Raw genomic sequence first — 18,669 nt, 5'->3', positions numbered from 1 at the left:
AACAAACATGATTACAGTCGCTCCAAAAGTAAACCAAGCAAAGCCAAGCTTGAAGTTAGATTTAAATAATTTAACAGACGAACAAAAAGCGCTAGAAATTAAAGATCTCGACCTTTACTACGGTGATAAACAAGCACTGAGTAAAGTAAATATGAACATTCCGAAAGGCCAAGTAACGGCATTTATCGGTCCGTCGGGTTGTGGTAAGTCAACTTTGCTGCGTTGTATTAACCGTATGAATGACTTGGTTGATATTTGTCGCATAGAAGGCGAAATAATGCTGCACGGGCAAAATATTTACGACAAAAGCGTAGATGTTGCTGCGCTTCGTCGTAATGTTGGCATGGTGTTTCAGCGCCCAAACCCGTTTCCTAAATCAATCTACGAGAATGTGGTTTACGGTCTTCGCCTGCAAGGGATCAAAGAAAAGCGTAAGCTTGATGAAGTGGTCGAACAATCATTGCGTGGTGCGGCATTATGGGATGAAGTAAAAGACAGACTTCACGATAGTGCATTTGGTTTATCGGGCGGTCAGCAGCAGCGTTTAGTTATTGCTCGCTCAATTGCGATAGAGCCAGAAGTATTATTGCTTGATGAACCAACATCAGCACTCGACCCAATTTCAACTTTAGTGATTGAAGAACTAATTAATGATTTAAAGAATAAATTTACTGTGGTTATTGTTACTCATAACATGCAACAAGCAGCGCGGGTATCTGATCAAACCGCGTTTATGTATATGGGTGAGCTCATTGAGTATTCAGATACCAATACCTTATTTACCACACCAACGAAGAAAAAAACTGAAGATTATATTACCGGACGCTACGGCTAGTCGGGTTAAAACGCTAAAACAATGAATTATTAAAGAAGGTCATTATGGAACACAACATTAATAAACATATTTCTGGTCGTTTTAACCAAGAGTTAGAAGATGTGCGAAACCATGTACTAAGTATGGGTGGGTTGGTTGAGCAACAACTTAATAGCGCACTTGATGCAGTTAGCAAAAACGATGCGGTATTGGCACAAAAAGTACGTGAAAACGACTACAAAGTTAATGCAATGGAAGTCAGTATTGATGAAGATTGCACACGTATTATTGCTAAGCGCCAACCGGCAGCCAGTGATTTACGTTTAGTAATTGCAATAGCAAAAACCATTGCTGATTTAGAAAGAATTGGTGATGAAGCTAAGCGAATTGCTAAAGTTGCACTAGACTCATTTACTAAGGATCAACAAGATTTATTAGTAAATATTGAAAATATGGGTCGCCAAGTATCTAAAATGCTGCATGACGTTTTAGATGCATTTGCACGTATGGATGTGCAACGTGCGTTTGAAGTGCATAAAGAGGATGCTAAAGTAGATAGAGAGTATGAAGCTATCACCCGTCAAATAATGACGTACATGATGGAAGATCCGCGCTCAATTCCAAAAATTATGGATTTAGTATGGTCTGTTCGCTCATTAGAGCGTATTGGTGATCGTTGTCAAAACATCGCTGAATACGTCATTTATTTTGTAAACGGTAAAGATATTCGTCATACATCTCAAGACGATATTGAAAAATCACTGTAGTGATACGAATAACTAGAAAATAATTGAATGAGAAAAAGCGTTCACAATCTAGCTTAATGCTGTAAAATTCACGCTGAACAGCATATTGAATTGATTAAAGGGTCAGTTATGCCAACAAATTTTTTAGGTGTTTTTGCAAAATCACCTATAAAACCAATAGAAGAACACATCAGAAAAGCGCATCAAGCAAGCGAAAGTTTGGTACCTTTTTTTAATCATGTTTTTAAAGAAGAATGGCAACAAGCTGAAGAGCTACGTTTAACTATTCGTAATTTAGAGCGTGAAGCCGATGAAATGAAAAGAACTATACGCTTACAACTACCTGGCGGATTATTCATGCCGGTAGAGCGTACAGACCTTCTCGAATTAGTAACCCAACAAGACAAAATTGCTAATAAGGCAAAAGACATTGCTGGGCGTGTAATTGGTCGTGAGATGATCATACCACAAGAGATTCAAGAAGACTTTTTGGCGTATGTAACTCGTTGTGTTGATGCAACAAAACAAGCATCTAAAGCGATTAATGAATTAGAAGAATTGTTAGAAACGGGCTTTAAAGGCAGAGAAGTTACTCTGGTTGAAAAAATGCTCGTAGAATTGGATGCCATAGAACAAGACACGGATGAAATGCAAATTAGAATACGCCGCCAACTACGTAAAGTAGAAAGTGAGCTAAATCCAGTAGATGTAATGTTTTTATACAAAATCATTGAATGGGTTGGCGAGCTTGCAGATATTGCAGAGCGCGTAGGGTCACGTCTTGAGCTGATGTTAGCTCGTTAATTTAAAATCAGTTCAAACACGAAAGATTAAGGTTACACAATGGATATCATTGCATCTTACGGCACGGTATTAATTCTAATTGCCGCAGCAGTCGGCTTTTTTATGGCTTATGGTATTGGCGCAAATGACGTTGCCAACGCGATGGGTACATCAGTAGGTTCAAAAGCACTTACCATTAAACAAGCGATTTTTATCGCGATGATTTTTGAGTTTGCAGGTGCTTATTTAGCCGGTGGTGAAGTAACATCAACAATTCGTAAAGGGATTATTGATGCGGCCCCATTTGCCGACATTCCTGAATTGATGATTTTAGGTATGATCGCCTCATTATTTGCCGCGGGCAGTTGGTTATTAATTGCCTCGTTTTTAGGCTGGCCGGTATCGACCACTCATTCAATCATTGGCGCTATTATTGGCTTTGCTCTGGTTGCAGTAGGCACAGAGGCTATTCAATGGGGTAAGGTTGCCGGTATCGTAGGTAGCTGGATTGTAACGCCGGCGATATCAGGTTTTATAGCGTACTTAATATTTATGAGTGCGCAAAAGCTGATATTTGATACAGACGCTCCACTTAAAAATGCAAAGCGTTTTGTACCAATATACATGGGTTTAGCTGGCTTTATTATGGCACTTGTGACCATTAAAAAAGGCTTAAAGCACATAGGTATTAATTTAGGTACCTTTGAAGGTTTTGCTATTTCTATAGGTATAGCGGTACTAGTTGCTGTTATTGGTAAAATTGCGATTTCTCGTTTAAATATCGATCCTAAAGCGGATAGAGAAATGCAGTTTAACAATGTAGAAAAAGTGTTTGCAGTACTTATGGTGCTAACAGCCTGTTGTATGGCATTTGCTCATGGTTCTAATGATGTTGCTAACGCAATTGGACCACTAGCTGCTGTTGTAAACATTGTTGAAAATAATGGTGAAATCGCGAAGAAAGCGGCTATTGCTTGGTGGATATTACCACTGGGTGGTTTAGGTATTGTTGCCGGTCTTGCTATTTTAGGCAAAAAAGTAATTAAAACCATTGGTGAAGGAATTACACATTTAACACCAAGCCGTGGTTTTGCTGCTGAATTAGCCGCTGCATCTACCGTTGTTATTGCATCGGGCACAGGCTTACCTATCTCAACCACACAAACCCTAGTGGGTGCCGTGTTGGGTGTAGGTATGGCACGTGGTATTGCCGCACTTAATATGGGTGTAATAAGAAATATTGTAGTTTCTTGGGTAATTACATTGCCAGTTGGTGCTGCCCTTGCTATTGTTATTTTCTATGTACTAAGAACCGCTTTTGGGGTTTAATAAAAAGTACTTAAAAGACTTTTAGCTTGAAAAGATCTCAACGCCCCTTGGTGTTGGGGTCTTTTTATTTGTGGAAAGAAAAATGACCAATCTCCCTAGTATAAAGCAGCTACAGTATTTATTAGCTGTGCATCAGCATCAACATTTTGGCCGCGCAGCAAGTGCCTGCTTTATTGGCCAGTCAACGCTGAGCACCGCAATTCAAAATTTAGAAGAGACCTTAGGGTGTCAGCTTATAGAACGAGAAAATCGCAGCCTTATGTTTACCACCATTGGTGAAGAGGTTGTTGAGCGTTCAAGAAAAATCATTAACGACACTATTAGTTTAAAAGAGCTTACCAAAAGCTTTTTAACGCCGCTTAGCGGCACATTAACGGTAGGTGTTATTCCCACGATTGCGAGCTTTATTGCAGCGCCTCTTTATCACTTTTGTCAGCAAACGTTTGCTGACTTAGAGTTAGTTTTAGTGGAGGATACCAGCGACAAGCTACTTGATAAGTTAGAGCATGGGCAAATTGACTTGGCACTATTAGCGCTGCCCTACGAAACCGATAAATTTCATACTCAAGTACTTGCACAAGATCATTTTAGCTTAGTGCACCATAAAGACTACACACCAGCTAAAGGCATTGAAGACTTTAATTTACTACCAGAAGCGAGTGTATTTTTACTTGAGCGAGAGCACTGTATGACTGGGCATGCGCTCAGTGCGTGCCATTTAAACCGCTCTAGCTGTATAAATCCCTTTGAGGCAGCTAGCTTACATACTTTATTGAGTATGGTTGAGTACAAACTTGGCGTGACTTTTTTACCGCAAATGGCGATTAACGCGGGTATTTTAGAAAACAAAAACATGCTTGCTACGCCATCACAAGGTAATGCCTATCGTGATATTGGTGTACTGTGGCGCAAAACAACGGGGCGGATTCGTGACTTTAAATTGTTTAGCCAACAGTTAGAGGTCTTTTTGAAAAAGCAGTGCAGTGTTGATTTTAAGTAACGTAAAAAAGCGTATTAGAGATAATACGCTCAATAACACAGGGAATTAAAGTGGCTGCTTGTGCTGGTAGCTCTCTAGCGGCGGTAAAAACAATAAGTAAACCCACACAACAACATTGAAGTAAGGCACCAGTCCAAGCACTGTAAAGGTTTTTACAGGGTAGCCTTTAATCTGGGCATACTTGTAACATTGAAGCGCAATAGCAAAGTGTATAAACAATAATAACGTGATTAGTTGCATCATAAACATCCTCCTTATGACCAAATGTCCATCTTTAAGAGTATAGACATCTAGATAATAAGAAATAAAGATGTCATGTAAAATCAAGGTGATCACTTAATTTTCATGACATTTTGCTGCCGATAAGCAAAGTATAGGTTAGATGGGCAATTTGGGTAGTAATAAATTGCTTAAATTTGTTTATTAATGTTTATAGTGATGTGAAGGTATCTTGATAAAAAATAGGGTTGTTCTTTATTTTTTCTAATTCAATCAGTACCTTGTCGATAGGGACAGGGCGAGCAATAAAATAGCCTTGCCCGTAGTCTACGCCTATTTCTTTGAGTGCAAAAAATACTTCAGCGGTTTCCACATATTCAGCCACAGAGCGCTTATCTAGTGACCTACTGATGTCGTTTATAGCTTTTACTAGCGCTAAATCAATGGAGTCGTTAAGCATATCGCGGACAAATGAGCCGTCAATTTTCACATGTTGGGCTGGTAATTGTTTAAGATAATTAAAGGTACTAAATCCGGTACCAAAGTCATCAATCGAAAAGTGGCAGCCTAAATTATTTAACCGTTCAATCATTTTACGAGTGGCAGCCAAATTATTAATGCTAGCCGATTCGGTTATTTCAAAAATAATTTTTGATGGAGACACTTGGTATTTTTCGAGGCTCGACTCTATTAACGGCAGTAAACGCTCATCTAAAAATGACTGTGCCGATAAATTTATTGCAACCTGAAGAAGCTCTGGGTGCGCAGCAACACTTGCAATACTGTTACGAATAACACATTGATCCATTAAAAAGGTGTCGTTAAGCATTTCCAATGAGGGAATAAATTGATTTGGGTAAATAAGTTCGTCGTCGAGCTTTAATCTCAGTAGTACTTCAAAGTAAGCAACCTGATTAGTTTTAAAATCCCAAATGGGTTGATAATGAAGTTCTATACTGTCTTGTTGTAGAGCTTGGCGTACGCCATGGCCCCATTCTAAGCCCGTTTGCAGCGCATTGTTTTCACCATCTTGTTTTGAATAACAATGTACTAAGTTACGGCCTAAATTTTTAGCAATATATAACGCAATATCTGATTGCTTTAAACATTCATTTGGGTCGCAGTTATCAGCAGTAATTTGTGTTAAGCCAATAGAGCAGCTAATTGAATACACTTGATCTTCTGACTTAAATTGGTTGCCCTCAATGGCACTACAAATCCTCTGTGCAATTAAATGTGCGTCTAATAAATTGGTGTTTTTAAGGATCACCGCAAACTCATCGCCACCCACACGGCAGATCAGGTGCTCATTACTAATATTGGCAATAAACAGTTGTGCCACTTCTTTTAAAACAATATCGCCTTGTTGATGGCCTTTACTGTCGTTGATTATTTTAAAGTGATCAAGATCGATATAAATCAGCGCATGCTCAATATTTGCATAGGTATTTTCGTTTTGACAAATATAGTTAAGTTGTTGGTCAAAATAATAACGATTGTGTAGCCCTGTTAAGGTGTCATGCAGGGCTAAATGGCGTAATTGCAACTCTGCTTGTTTGCGCTCATGAATGTTATCGAGTGTGGCAGTGATAGTGGCGTTGTTGCTGCTATTTTTTATTAACTGAAGCCGACATTCGACCCATACTGAGTTACCGTTTTTTTGGCTCAGTTTAACTTCTATTTTTTGTTTATTCGCGCCACCTTGTAAAATATCATCAATGGTTGATTGTAATGACTGTTTATATTCTGTGGTGCAAAACGCAGTGAGTGGTTGTTGTAAGGTCGACTTAACTCCAAAACCACTTAGAGATTCCCACGCCGGGTTTATAAAGCGAATATTTCCTTGCTGATCTAGTTCAAGTACAACCGTGTTTAAGTGCAATAAAATACGCTGATGCGCTGAAAATAGGTCACGATATTTTACTTCACTAACACTTAACTGCTGCACTTTGTTAGCAAACTCAGCATAGCTCACCATGAAGTCTTCACGACGCGCTGCATGATCACAGACTTTATTCAAAAATGAAGGATCGTAAGGGGCGCGAATAAAGTCGGTAACACCAGAAAGTAATAACTGCTCAGCGTAATCAGCATCGTCTTTATCAATAATAGTAACAATGGCTTGCTGAGGGTTATGCTGCAAAATCTTTTCTACTAATTGATTTGAGCTCTCAGCTTGTGCTGCAGTGGCATCAAGTAGCACAATAGCAAACGACTGCTGATTATAGGCACTGAGCGCGGCTTTTTCGTTAGTAACATGAGTAATTGCAAAGTTAAGCTTTAATTGTTCACTCATCTCGTTTGCCCTGCTGCTAAAGGGTTCTAATAACAACAGGTTTAAGCGACTGCTTTTTTCTAAATGACTCGACAACACATTTGCGAGTATTTGCGGCAATATATCTTGGCGTTCAAAAGGCAGTACTGCATCTATGCCATAGCTACGTGCGGTAGTTTCGGCGATACGCTCACAATAAATGGGCGGAATAAGTAAAATAGGCGTATTTTTCGGCGTGTTAAGTAAACCAGAGCGGATCATACGTGAAAACCGCCAGCCATCAATTTTACCTACATCTAAGCCGGTTATGATTATATTTACGCTTTGGTTCTTTAAGATTTTTAACGCATCTTGGCTGTCTGAGGCTTCAATAAACTCAAACACACCAAGCCTCTCCAGCGTGGCACGTATAGTCTGGCGCTCATCATTACTTGTATTTAATATTAGCAATTTAAGCTGTTTTGCCACTTAGGTACCACTCCGAGAAATGCAGATTATAAAACAGTAAGAGTAATGATATTTAGCGATAAGAACAAGCGTATTTAACCGCTATTTTAAATGTAGTTCATTGATAGCTAATTAGGGAGAATATAAGGGTTATCTTGAGCTTTATTACTAATAGTTAAATACAAAAACCACCTCAAAATGCAGAATTCAGCGCTTTACAGGGGCTTAATATCAAGGCGATACTTTGCAGTCATGGTAGTCCCTTTCAAGACGTAGCAACGATGAGAGTATGCCCCTGTGAAACGCCCACGGGTTGGCTTAAAAGCGATTTATACTGCGTTATTGATATTAATAATAGAACCACTATTTTTTGCAATCAATGCCTTGCCTAAATCGCTTTTAATTCCGACGACACTCGCATTTTGAGGTGGTTTAAATATACCCAAACCACCTCAAAATGCAGAATTCAGCGCTTCACAGGGGCTTAATATCAAGGCGATACTTTGCAGTCATGGTAGTCCCTTTCAAGAAGTAGCAACGATGAGAGTATGCCCCTGTGAAACGCCCACAGGTTGGCTTAAAAGCGATTTATACTGCGTTATTGATATTAATAATAGAACCACTATTATTTGCAATCAATGCCTTGCCTAAATCGCTTTTAATTCCGACGACACTCGCATTTTGAGGTGGTTTGGGTATACACTTGGCGCGATTTTAAATGATGTGGAATTCTAACAATGCGCGTAGCTGATTTTAGCTTTGACTTACCTGATGAATTAATTGCTCGTTTTCCTAAAGCAGACAGAACCAGTAGCCGTTTATTGAGCTTAGATGGGCCGAGCGGTGCTGTTGAGCATAAAATATTTAGTGACATTCTTGAACTGGTTAACGAAAACGATTTACTGGTTTTTAACAACACCAAAGTAATACCTGCGCGTATGTTTGGTCAAAAAGAATCAGGCGGTAAAGTTGAGGTGCTGGTAGAGCGTGTATTAGATGAACACCGCGTTCTTGCGCATATTCGTGCGAGTAAATCCCCAAAGCCAGGTAATGTCCTCATTTTAGAGGGCAAAGCAAAAGCTATTATGGTGGCACGCCATGATACCTTATTTGAGCTTGAGTTTAGCCGCAGTGAAAATGTGCTCGGTATTTTAAATGATGTGGGCCACATGCCGCTTCCTCCTTATATTGACCGCCCAGATAACGAAGCCGACCGTGAGCGTTACCAAACGGTATATGGCGAAAAGCCAGGCGCTGTTGCTGCACCTACGGCAGGTCTTCATTTTGACGATAAACTTATGACTGCGCTTAAAGACAAAGGCGTACAAATGGCGTTTGTTACCTTGCATGTTGGCGCAGGTACATTCCAGCCAGTTAGGGTAGAAAGTGTTGATGAGCACATCATGCACTCAGAATATATTGAAGTGCCACAAGATGTGGTTGATGCGGTTGCCAGTACTAAAGCCAAAGGCGGGCGTGTGATTGCAGTAGGTACAACTTCAGTACGATCACTAGAGTCAGCCGCAAAAATACATGGCGGCAAGCTAGATACTTACTTTGGCGATACCGATATCTTTATTTTTCCGGGTTATCAATTTAACGTTGTTGATGCCATGGTAACTAACTTCCATTTACCCGAATCAACTCTGATCATGTTAGTTAGTGCCTTTGCAGGGCAAGACAACATTATGGGCGCTTACAATACGGCGATTGAACAACAGTATCGCTTTTTTAGCTATGGCGATGCGATGTTTTTGACCCGTAAATAATTCTCAGCGTTATCGGTTTTTATTTTACTCCTAAGCATAGTGAATTTCTCACTGCTAATAGTAATAGGGTGGTAAAAAGGGTAGAATCGAGCGGTTAAATTATAGCTTGTTGGACTGTTTTTCCGACACAGAGGATATTATGAAATTTGAATTAGACTGCACTGATGGCAAAGCGCGCCGCGGCCGCTTGATTTTTGATCGAGGTGTAATAGAAACACCAGCGTTTATGCCTGTAGGTACTTACGGCACGGTTAAGGGTATGACACCTGATGAAGTAAAAGCAACCGGTGCACAAATTTGTTTGGGCAATACATTTCACTTAATGTTGCGCCCTGGTACTGAAATCATTAAACAGCATGGTGATTTACACGACTTTATGAATTGGGACTTCCCAATTTTAACTGATTCAGGCGGTTTCCAAGTATTTAGCCTTGGTGCAATGCGTAAAATCACTGAAGAAGGCGTGATGTTCCAATCGCCTGTAAATGGTGACCAAATTATGATGTCGCCAGAAAAGTCAATGGAAGTGCAGCGTGATCTTGGCTCAGATATCGTGATGATATTTGACGAATGTACGCCATATCCTGCCACCGAAAAAGAAGCCAAAGACTCTATGGAGCTTTCTCTTCGTTGGGCTAAGCGTTCAAAAGAAGGGCATGGCGACAACCCATCAGCATTGTTTGGTATTATTCAAGGCGGTATGTATCCTGAGCTTCGTGCACAGTCACAAGCGGGCCTTGAAGAAATTGGTTTTGATGGTTATGCACTCGGTGGTTTATCGGTGGGTGAGCCTAAACATGAAATGATTAATATTCTTGATCATTGTGCTTATAAAATGCCAGAAAACAAACCGCGTTACCTAATGGGTGTTGGCAAGCCAGAAGACCTAGTTGAATCGGTTCGCCGTGGTATAGATATGTTTGACTGTGTAATGCCAACGCGCAATGCACGTAACGGTCACTTATTTATTACTACTGGCATCATAAAAATCCGTAACGCAGTGCATAAAACAGATACTGGCCCACTTGATCCAGAGTGTGATTGCCATACCTGTAAGAATTATTCGCGTGCTTATTTGCATCATTTAGACAAATGTAACGAAATTCTTGGCGCACGACTAAACACTATCCATAACTTACGATACTATCAACGTGTTATGGAAGGTTTGCGTAATGCTATCAGTGAAGGTCAACTAGAGGCATTTGTGCACGATTTTTACGCTCGCCGAGGCCAAGAAGTGCCAGAGCTAGCTGATACAACAAATTAAAATTTAAAAATTAAAGAGGAAGTATTATGAGTTTATTTATTTCAAACGCACATGCCAGCGCTGGCGCACCTGCAGCAGGCGGCGGTATGGAAATGCTAATTATGTTAGCGATTTTTGGTTTGGTTTTTTACTTTTTAATTTACCGCCCGCAAGCAAAGCGCGTAAAAGAGCATAAAAGCTTAATGAGCGCGATGGCAAAAGGCGATGAAGTGCTAACCCAAGGTGGTTTAGTAGGTAAAATCGTAAAAATTGCTGAAGATAAAGACTTCATCGTGATCTCATTAAACGAGCAAGCAGAAGTAACAGTACAAAAATCAGCAGTATCTGCTGTATTGCCTAAAGGCACAATGAAGTCGCTATAAAAATAATAAGGACGACCCCGTGTTAAACAAGTTTCCAATTTGGAAGTATTTACTTGTTTTAGCTGTGTTAGCCATTGGCCTTTTATATGCTTCACCAAACCTGTATGGCCGCGATCCGGCCATACAGGTTTCTGGCGCTAAAGGCACCGATGTTGACCTCAGTGTTGTAGACAAAGTAAACGCAATCCTCAAAAAAGATAACGTAAGCGTTAAATCGACAAAGCTTGAAGATGGACAAATTCTTGTTCGTTTTAAAAATGTTGAAGATCAACTAAAAGCGCAAGACTTATTGCGTAACTCGCTTAGTAGTGATTATATCTCAGCGATTAATATGGCTCCTGCACAACCGGCTTGGTTAAAGTCGCTTGGCGGTAACCCTATGAAGTTGGGCCTAGATTTAAGTGGTGGTGTGCATTTCACCATGGAAATCGACATGGTCACTGCGGTTGATAATCAGCTTGAGCAAATGGAGCAAGATTTTCGTAGCGACCTGCGCGAAGAAAAGCTACGTTATCGTAGTGTGCGCCGTGTAGCTGGCTCTGAGCGTATGCGTGTAGAAATGCGTAACGAAGAAGATAAAGACGCTGCAGAGCGCTTTTTAGAAAGCCGTTACCCATTAAACGTCTACATTGATGATAGTAGTAACGATAACGCATTCTTTGTCACTATGAGTGAGCTAAAGCTAAAAGAAATTCGTGACTATGCTATCAAGCAAAACGAAACGATTATTCGTAACCGAATCAACCAAATTGGGGTTGCAGAGCCAAACGTACAGCGCCAAGGTGCTGAACGCATTATTGTGCAATTACCAGGGATTCAAGATACCGCTCGCGCTAAAGAAATTTTAGGTGCAACGGCCACACTTGAGTTTCGTGAAGTTGACGAAAATGCTGATATAAGCGCCGCTGCTCAAGGTCGTATCCCTCCGGGCACTGAAATGATCATGAGCCGTGATGGTTATCCTGTGGTACTAAAAAAACGCATTATTCTTGAAGGCAGCCATATTACTGGCGCGCAATCGGGTGCAGATGAGTATCAGCGTCCACAAGTAAGCATTAAACTCGATAGTAAAGGTGGGGCAAAAATGAATGCCTTCACCAAACGCGCTATTGGTAAACGTATGGCTACCGTGTTTATTGAGTACAAGCCATCGGGTAAAAAAGATAGCGAAGGTAAAGCACTTCCACCAATTAAAGTGGAAGAAGTGATTAACGTAGCAACCATTCAAGCGCGTCTTGACCGTTCATTCCGTATTACCGGTATTGATAACCCCGCTGAAGCACATAACTTAAGTTTACTACTTCGCGCGGGTGCACTGGTTGCGCCTATTCAAATAGTAGAAGAACGAACGGTTGGACCAAGCCTAGGTCAAGAAAACATTGAAGCGGGTATGACCGCTGTAGCCTTAGGTTTTGCATTTGTACTGGCCTTTATGCTTATTTACTACAAAGGTTTTGGTCTTGTTGCGAATATCGCACTGGCTGCCAACTTAGTACTTATTATTGGTGTAATGTCGTTAATTCCAGGTGCAACGCTTACCCTGCCTGGTATCGCAGGTATTGTACTAACCGTTGGTATGGCTGTTGATGCGAATGTACTTATATTTGAGCGTATTCGTGAAGAGCTCGCTGATGGCCGCAGCCCTCAACAAGCGGTTCATTTTGGTTATGATAGCGCCTTTAGTACTATTTTTGATGCCAATATCACCACATTAATTGCGGCGATTATCTTGTTTGCTGTTGGTACCGGTCCTGTTGCAGGCTTTGCGGTAACCCTAGCAATTGGTATTTTAACCTCTATGTTTACAGCAATTGTAGGTACCCGTGCGGTGATCAACCTATTTATTGGTGGTAAACGTGTTGATAAACTTTCAATTTAAGGAGCAGACATGCAAATTTTAAGATTGGGCGGAAAAACCCTTCGTTTCATGTCTCTTCGAAAAGTGGCAATGGGCTTTTCTACGTTATTAATCATAGCGTCGCTGGCGTCACTTTTTGTTAAAGGCTTAAATTTCGGTTTAGATTTTACCGGCGGTACAGCAGTTGAGGTAGGTTTTTCACAACCTGCCGATCTGAAAAAAGTACGTAATGTACTGGCCGAAAACGACTTTGCTGATGCATCGGTACAGCTTTTTGGTTCAAGCCAAGAAATACTGGTCCGTTTAGCCCCTCGCGGTGATGATGTAAAAGCAGAAGTGATTGGTAACCAAGTAATTGCTGCCCTTAAACAAGCTGATGATAGCGTAGTAATGCGCCGTATTGAGTTTGTAGGCCCAAGTGTAGGTGAAGACTTAAAAGAGCAGGGTGGCCTTGCCATGTTAACTGCGCTTATATGTATCTTAATTTACGTGGCATTTCGCTTTGAATGGCGCTTTGCTGTGGGTGCAGTGGGGGCACTATTACACGATGTAATCATTACGATTGGTTTGTTCTCGGTGCTTGGTTTAGAGTTTGACCTAACTATTTTGGCTGCAATACTCGCCGTGATAGGTTACTCACTAAACGATACCATTGTTGTATCAGACCGTATCCGTGAAAACTTCCGTAAAGTACGTATTGACGACACCATTGAAATTATTGACCTGTCACTTACGCAAACACTTAATCGTACTTTAGTTACATCAATTACCACTATTTTAGTATTGATTGCACTCTTTGTATGGGGCGGCCAAACTATTCATGGCTTTGCTACCGCACTATTATTTGGTGTATTTATTGGTACATATTCTTCAGTTTACGTTGCCAGCTCGGTGGCTATTGCCATGGGCGTAAGTAAAGAAGATTTAATACCAGAGGTGATTGAAAAAGAAGGTGCCGATTTAGACTCAATGCCTTAATTGAGATTAAATTATCCTTTTTAAAAAGCCGCTCCTTGTGAGTAATGCAGATCAGTTAAGAATATTTTTATGATCACTTGACTGATCTTTCCATGGCTTCAAAATCCGATATTAGAAATAATATCGGATTTTTTTATGTCTCTCATTCAGCACTTCGATAACATGTCTTCATTTTTAAATGATGTACATACACTAGATAAACTTAAACAGGTTCTTGACCCTGATATTCTTGAACAAGCATTTAAACATGCAGGTGTTGCTACTGTGCGTAAAAGGCGATTACCGCTAGAAGCTATTATGTGGTCTGTAATTGGAATGAGTTTATTCCGAAACGAAACCGTTTGGGATATCACTAATAGACTCGACATCTCTTTAATAGCCTATTAGCCACGCCCAACATGCTAACCCTCTAACCATGTTACCGGGTAATGTGGCAATTAGTGAAATAATAGAGCAGCGTCTGCAACATAAACAGCCATTTTCACTAGCCTATATCGATTTAAATCATTTTAAACAATTTAACGATTTGTATGGTTACGCCAGTGGGGACAGCGTGATAAAACTTCTGGCCGATGTGACTGTAAAAGCGTGTGCGCACAGCGCTAACTTTGTCGGGCATATTGGTGGCGATGACTTTATGTTGGTGTTTGAAAAAAAAGATGCGGTGGAGGTTTGTAATACCATTATCACGCAATTTAAACTGCAGTCACGCGTATTTTTTACGCCAGAGCATATTGCTGAAAAAGGGTATTGGACAACTAATCGAGAGGGCGAAAAGCAGTTTGTACCTTTACTTACACTATCGATAGGTTTAGTTGAGCCGGATCTGCAGCAGTGTAAAAATAGCCATCAAGTAGCGGCATTAGCCACAGATGCTAAAAAAGCAAAACGTTATCGTCACAGCTACTTATTTATTTGTAATCGAAAAAGGCCAGCACCCGCTGTTGTGCGTTTATCCAATAGTAAAAAAGTGGCTAACAAAAAGCAAAAAAGGAGCCTAGGCTCCTTTTTTAAGTGCGGTATTACGATTAACGTAATAACGACTCAGATAATACTGGGCGCATTTCACGAACAATCGCTTGTGTTAGCTTAGGTGCACCACAAATAACGTTACCGCTCACGTTGTAGTTATTACCGCCAGCAAAATCAACAACCATGCCGCCAGCTTCTTTAACTAATAGCTCGCCTGCTGCTGTATCCCACGGTTTTAAACCAATTTCAAAGAAACCATCAACACGACCCGCTGCAACATACGCCATATCTAGCGAAGCAGAGCCTGCTCGACGAATATCAGCGGTATGTACGAATAATGCTTTAAACGCTTCAGAATAGGCATCTAAGTGGTGTTTTTGTTTGAAAGGGAAACCTGTTGCAAGAATAGAACCTGCAAGTTCAACCGTTTTAGATACACGTAAACGTTTGCTATTTAACTGTGCGCCTTGACCACGAGAAGCGGTGAAAAGTTCGCCTCGAATTGGATCGTAAATTACGGCTTGGTCTAAACGACCTTTAACTTTAAGTGCAATAGATACTGCGAAATGAGGGATACCCTTGATGAAGTTAGTTGTGCCATCAAGTGGGTCAACAATCCATTGGTAATCAGCATCCTTACCTTTGTGTTCGCCTAACTCTTCACCAACGATGCAGTGATCAGGGTAAGAACGTAAAATAGTGTCACGAATTACGGCTTCGGCTTCTTTATCAATGTTCGTAACTAAATCATTAGTGCCTTTTTGTTGCACTTCAACTTTTGATAAGTCTTCACTTGCACGAAGAATAAGCTTGCCTGCGTTACGCGCAGCGCGAACCGCAATGTTTAACATTGGATGCATGGTATTACCTTTGGGTTGTAAAAGAACGTTTATATATTTAAGCCGGCGTATTTTAGCGGTTTTTGCCATAAAGTAAACCATAAAGCCTAAATACTTGTGAGTGTTTTTTGTACAGGCATGATCTTTCAATATATTTATTGGAACGAAAACAGGCAATAAATTTGTAAATTAGCGCTTTACCTAAAGTTAACTTGAGGTTTTATGATGTTCTATATTCAATTAATAGGAAGAAAGTTATGAAATTAGAACACGTAAATTTAGTTGTTAGTGACATAAACGCCATGCTTAAGTTTTACCAAGCAGCGTTTCCCTATTGGTCAATTAGAAGTGTGGGGGAAGGGGAAACTGCGACCTATCAGGACATCAAGTTGGTTTGGCACACTTTGCCTATGTAACCAATAACTTAAATGCAGTAATAGCGCGCCTAAAACATGCGGGCTTTGCAATAAGTAAAGAAGGTGCTGTAAATCCATTTAGAAAAAAATTTTATTATATTGACCCTGCAGGGTTTGAGGTTGAGTTTGTAGAGTACATGAGTGATGTACCTAGTGAACGAAATAACGACTTATAATATGAATGAAGCCAACTATTATGGCTTCATTCAATGTTTAGCATATTTAATAATGTTTACCATTCATGCCAAGTTGAGTTTTTAGATCATTTGCAAAGTTAATAAATTTTTCTTTAATAGTGCGTTTAACTTTAACTTCCACAGAGCCTAAAACAGTTTTTCCTTCAATGTGAATCGTTGGCCCTTGGCGCTTATTTAGTGACACTGTTTTATTTTCAAAACTGCCTAAAATACAAAACATTTTAGAAACTACATTAACGTGCTCTGGTACATATATTTCTTCGCTGCCAAAATAACAATTAACGTGAATAGTGACATGTTGGTGGGTAAAAATAGCATCCGTAAAATCAAGATTGACTGACCCCATGTAGTTTTCTATGTGAATGTTTTGAGGAACTACCCATTGGCCGCTTCGTTCACTCGAACCAAGAATGCTTCTTAATGTAAGTGGCTCTTCATCAGTCTCATGCTGCGCGCTATAATTAGGTGCAAATTGAGAGTGCTTTTGCGCCTTATATTGCTGGTCAGTATTTAAGGTTAAATCTTCAACGAGATCCATAAGTGCTTTATTGTCACTCGCTGCCATGGCGTCGTCTAAGCGCCTTTCAAATGCTTCTACAGAAATAACACCATGGCTGTAGTTATAAATGAGCTGATCAATCACTTGCTCACGAACTTGCTCAATAGGGCGGTCTTCAATTTTAACAGACATTTAAATTATCCTTTTATGGTTGCTGGTTATTTCAAAGCAAGCCTTATACCAAATATTAAATTGTTTAAATTCAGTGGTTTATGATTTTTGGTTTTTGATTCTTTATTATATTAACGACAGATTAACCAAATATACAATTATTTAGTAAGTTTCGCTATTCGAGAAACTTTTACGCAATAGTCTGTAAATGTTTACTTAGTAGGTTTAAGCCAATATCTACTATTTTAAAATAACCTATTGAAATTAAAGGTTAAAAAATGTTGGCCCGATGCTCGCATTAGCTTAAGTGTCTTTAATCAAAAGGAGAACGATTATGAAAACATTTAATAAGTCTATGATTGCAGCCCTAGTATTAGGAACAACCGCAATGGGCGCTCAGGCAAGCAGTTGGGAAAATGAAAGCAAAGATGCTTGGATTGATGGGAAAGCAGAAACAGTATTGCTTATGAACACCAATCTAAATAACTTTGATATCAACACGGACGTAAAAAACGGCAAGGTAATGCTAACAGGTAAAGTAAACAGCGAATTAGATAAAGAGCTTGCTGAAGAACTCGTGCTAAGCCTAGATGGTGTAACTGACGTTGAAAACAGTCTAACTGTGGTAAAAAACACCGACATGAAGAAGCATGATTCTAAAATGATGGGTAACGACACTGAAAGTGATTTAACAGATGCTAAAATCACTACAGTGATTACAACACGTTACTTATTTGATTCTGAAGTAGGTGGTACAGACATTGATGTTGATACCGATAATGGTGTGGTAACTCTAAAAGGTACAGTTGAGTCTGATGCTGAAAAGCAATTAGCGATGGAAATTGCTAAAAACGCTGAAGATGTTCGCAAGGTAGTGGATGAATTAACTGTTATTGCAGAATAATACACTATACTAAAGCCCAGCCCTGCTGGGCTTTTTGTTTTGCTAACATTATAAGGATTAAATTATGGATATCATTAGAATTATTTTTTCTATTTTATTACCACCACTGGGTGTGTTTTTACAGGTAGGACTAGGGATGCATTTTTGGTTAAATATTTTGCTAACCTTACTCGGCTATTTCCCTGGATTAATTCATGCGATTTATATTATCGCCAAAAAATAACACCCTATCGCAGTAATACATTTAATACTGAGTTGCTAATTGCCATCGTAAGGTATGTGTATTAGTTACTCAGAATACTATTATTTAATGAGTTCGTTTCCTCAACGTCACCATCAATAAACCTAAAAGCTTACTATTTGAGCAGTTAGCCCTTTGATTGTTAAAATAAAGCTTTTTGCTAGTGACAAGCCCCTAAAAACTTTTTATACTGCAACCCGCTTTAGTCGCTCTGTGGCTAAACGCTTCAAAAAATTAACTGCTTACAGTTATACAAAAATGGCCCCTTAGCTCAGTTGGTTAGAGCACACGACTCATAATCGTTAGGTCCCCAGTTCGAGTCTGGGAGGGGCCACCACTTTTACACGCTTTCCAAGTACATAAAAACTCATTTTCTTAGTTTATAAAATTCGCTTTTGTTATTTCTATCGTATTTTTCACCAGTGCACTGATTTCTGTATTAATTCTATTGAATACATTGCAATAAACACAGTTGAATCTACTATTAAAGTGTTATGGGGTTTTATTATAAAAATCTTTACTTTATGCTCTTTAATGTCGCTACTGTTAATTGTGTGCAGTATATAAAATACTGCTTAGTTAT

The 18,669-nt window shown here is 39.7% G+C and carries 17 protein-coding genes, 1 tRNA gene and 2 pseudogenes; 16 read left to right on the top strand and 4 right to left on the bottom strand.

Going from position 1 to position 18,669, the window contains the following annotated elements:
- Window positions 1–7: 7 nt before the first annotated feature.
- From pstB to LOC50_RS11985, 5 genes are all read left to right on the top strand, one after another.
- Window positions 8–835 carry a phosphate ABC transporter ATP-binding protein PstB gene (pstB, locus tag LOC50_RS12005; protein WP_008114812.1) on the top strand — a complete coding sequence of 276 codons (828 nt, stop codon included), beginning with the start codon at window positions 8–10 and terminating at the stop codon, window positions 833–835.
- Between the two features lie 44 nt (window positions 836–879).
- Complete coding sequence (phoU, locus tag LOC50_RS12000; protein WP_036980285.1) at window positions 880–1,581, top strand: phosphate signaling complex protein PhoU; 702 nt, start codon at window positions 880–882, stop codon at window positions 1,579–1,581.
- A 108-nt stretch (window positions 1,582–1,689) separates the two neighbouring features.
- Complete coding sequence (locus LOC50_RS11995) at window positions 1,690–2,364, top strand: TIGR00153 family protein (RefSeq protein WP_036980283.1); 675 nt, start codon at window positions 1,690–1,692, stop codon at window positions 2,362–2,364.
- Window positions 2,365–2,403: 39 nt separating this feature from the next.
- A complete protein-coding gene (locus LOC50_RS11990; protein WP_036980279.1) occupies window positions 2,404–3,672 on the top strand; it encodes an inorganic phosphate transporter in 1,269 nt (422 codons plus the stop codon).
- 82 nt (window positions 3,673–3,754) lie between these two features.
- The gene (locus tag LOC50_RS11985) at window positions 3,755–4,672 is read left to right on the top strand and encodes a hydrogen peroxide-inducible genes activator (RefSeq protein ID WP_036980277.1); all 918 of its coding nucleotides are present in this window, start codon (window positions 3,755–3,757) and stop codon (window positions 4,670–4,672) included.
- 45 nt (window positions 4,673–4,717) lie between these two features.
- Here the strand turns inward: LOC50_RS11985 and LOC50_RS11980 are convergent, their stop codons facing one another.
- The gene (locus LOC50_RS11980) at window positions 4,718–4,915 is read right to left on the bottom strand and encodes a hypothetical protein (protein WP_036980276.1); all 198 of its coding nucleotides are present in this window, start codon (window positions 4,913–4,915) and stop codon (window positions 4,718–4,720) included.
- Window positions 4,916–5,102: 187 nt separating this feature from the next.
- Window positions 5,103–7,634 carry a two-component system response regulator gene (locus LOC50_RS11975; RefSeq protein ID WP_250653279.1) on the bottom strand — a complete coding sequence of 844 codons (2,532 nt, stop codon included), beginning with the start codon at window positions 7,632–7,634 and terminating at the stop codon, window positions 5,103–5,105.
- Window positions 7,635–8,350: 716 nt separating this feature from the next.
- Here LOC50_RS11975 and queA point away from each other — a divergent pair.
- The 7 genes and pseudogenes from queA to LOC50_RS11940 all read left to right on the top strand — a co-directional run.
- Window positions 8,351–9,382 (top strand): tRNA preQ1(34) S-adenosylmethionine ribosyltransferase-isomerase QueA, encoded by a 1,032-nt coding sequence (gene queA, locus LOC50_RS11970; RefSeq protein WP_250653278.1) that lies wholly within the window; start codon window positions 8,351–8,353, stop codon window positions 9,380–9,382.
- A 139-nt stretch (window positions 9,383–9,521) separates the two neighbouring features.
- Window positions 9,522–10,649 (top strand): tRNA guanosine(34) transglycosylase Tgt, encoded by a 1,128-nt coding sequence (gene tgt, locus LOC50_RS11965; protein WP_036980274.1) that lies wholly within the window; start codon window positions 9,522–9,524, stop codon window positions 10,647–10,649.
- Window positions 10,650–10,675: 26 nt separating this feature from the next.
- Complete coding sequence (gene yajC, locus LOC50_RS11960; protein ID WP_010391747.1) at window positions 10,676–11,011, top strand: preprotein translocase subunit YajC; 336 nt, start codon at window positions 10,676–10,678, stop codon at window positions 11,009–11,011.
- A 19-nt stretch (window positions 11,012–11,030) separates the two neighbouring features.
- Complete coding sequence (gene secD / locus LOC50_RS11955; RefSeq protein ID WP_250653277.1) at window positions 11,031–12,890, top strand: protein translocase subunit SecD; 1,860 nt, start codon at window positions 11,031–11,033, stop codon at window positions 12,888–12,890.
- Window positions 12,891–12,899: 9 nt separating this feature from the next.
- The gene (gene secF / locus LOC50_RS11950) at window positions 12,900–13,847 is read left to right on the top strand and encodes a protein translocase subunit SecF (RefSeq protein WP_013465987.1); all 948 of its coding nucleotides are present in this window, start codon (window positions 12,900–12,902) and stop codon (window positions 13,845–13,847) included.
- A 135-nt stretch (window positions 13,848–13,982) separates the two neighbouring features.
- Window positions 13,983–14,234 (top strand): transposase domain-containing protein, encoded by a 252-nt coding sequence (locus LOC50_RS11945; RefSeq protein ID WP_250653276.1) that lies wholly within the window; start codon window positions 13,983–13,985, stop codon window positions 14,232–14,234.
- Window positions 14,230–14,817 (top strand): annotated as a pseudogene (locus LOC50_RS11940) (GGDEF domain-containing protein); the annotation flags it as partial. The gene LOC50_RS11945 and the pseudogene LOC50_RS11940, both read left to right, overlap by 5 nt.
- Before the next feature lie 58 nt (window positions 14,818–14,875).
- On the opposite strand, the gene suhB reads toward LOC50_RS11940, so the two are convergent.
- Entirely contained in the window at window positions 14,876–15,679 is an 804-nt protein-coding gene (suhB, locus tag LOC50_RS11935; protein WP_036983329.1) for an inositol-1-monophosphatase, read from the bottom strand.
- Between the two features lie 236 nt (window positions 15,680–15,915).
- On the opposite strand from suhB, the pseudogene LOC50_RS11930 reads away from it, so the two are divergent.
- Window positions 15,916–16,250: pseudogene (locus tag LOC50_RS11930) on the top strand (VOC family protein).
- A gap of 46 nt (window positions 16,251–16,296) precedes the next feature.
- On the opposite strand, the gene LOC50_RS11925 reads toward LOC50_RS11930, so the two are convergent.
- The gene (locus LOC50_RS11925) at window positions 16,297–16,962 is read right to left on the bottom strand and encodes a LiaF domain-containing protein (RefSeq protein WP_250653275.1); all 666 of its coding nucleotides are present in this window, start codon (window positions 16,960–16,962) and stop codon (window positions 16,297–16,299) included.
- Window positions 16,963–17,275: 313 nt separating this feature from the next.
- On the opposite strand from LOC50_RS11925, the gene LOC50_RS11920 reads away from it, so the two are divergent.
- From LOC50_RS11920 to LOC50_RS11910, 3 genes are all read left to right on the top strand, one after another.
- Window positions 17,276–17,845, top strand: a complete 570-nt coding sequence (locus LOC50_RS11920; protein WP_036980268.1) for a BON domain-containing protein — start codon at window positions 17,276–17,278, stop codon at window positions 17,843–17,845.
- Between the two features lie 64 nt (window positions 17,846–17,909).
- The gene (locus tag LOC50_RS11915; protein WP_008466367.1) at window positions 17,910–18,068 is read left to right on the top strand and encodes a YqaE/Pmp3 family membrane protein; all 159 of its coding nucleotides are present in this window, start codon (window positions 17,910–17,912) and stop codon (window positions 18,066–18,068) included.
- Between the two features lie 278 nt (window positions 18,069–18,346).
- Window positions 18,347–18,423: transfer RNA gene (locus tag LOC50_RS11910), tRNA-Ile, on the top strand.
- Window positions 18,424–18,669: the final 246 nt, after the last annotated feature.

The organism is Pseudoalteromonas sp. SCSIO 43095 (assembly GCF_023650455.1).
GTDB lineage: Bacteria > Pseudomonadota > Gammaproteobacteria > Enterobacterales > Alteromonadaceae > Pseudoalteromonas > Pseudoalteromonas tetraodonis.
This window is presented reverse-complemented; position numbering and strand designations above follow the sequence as displayed.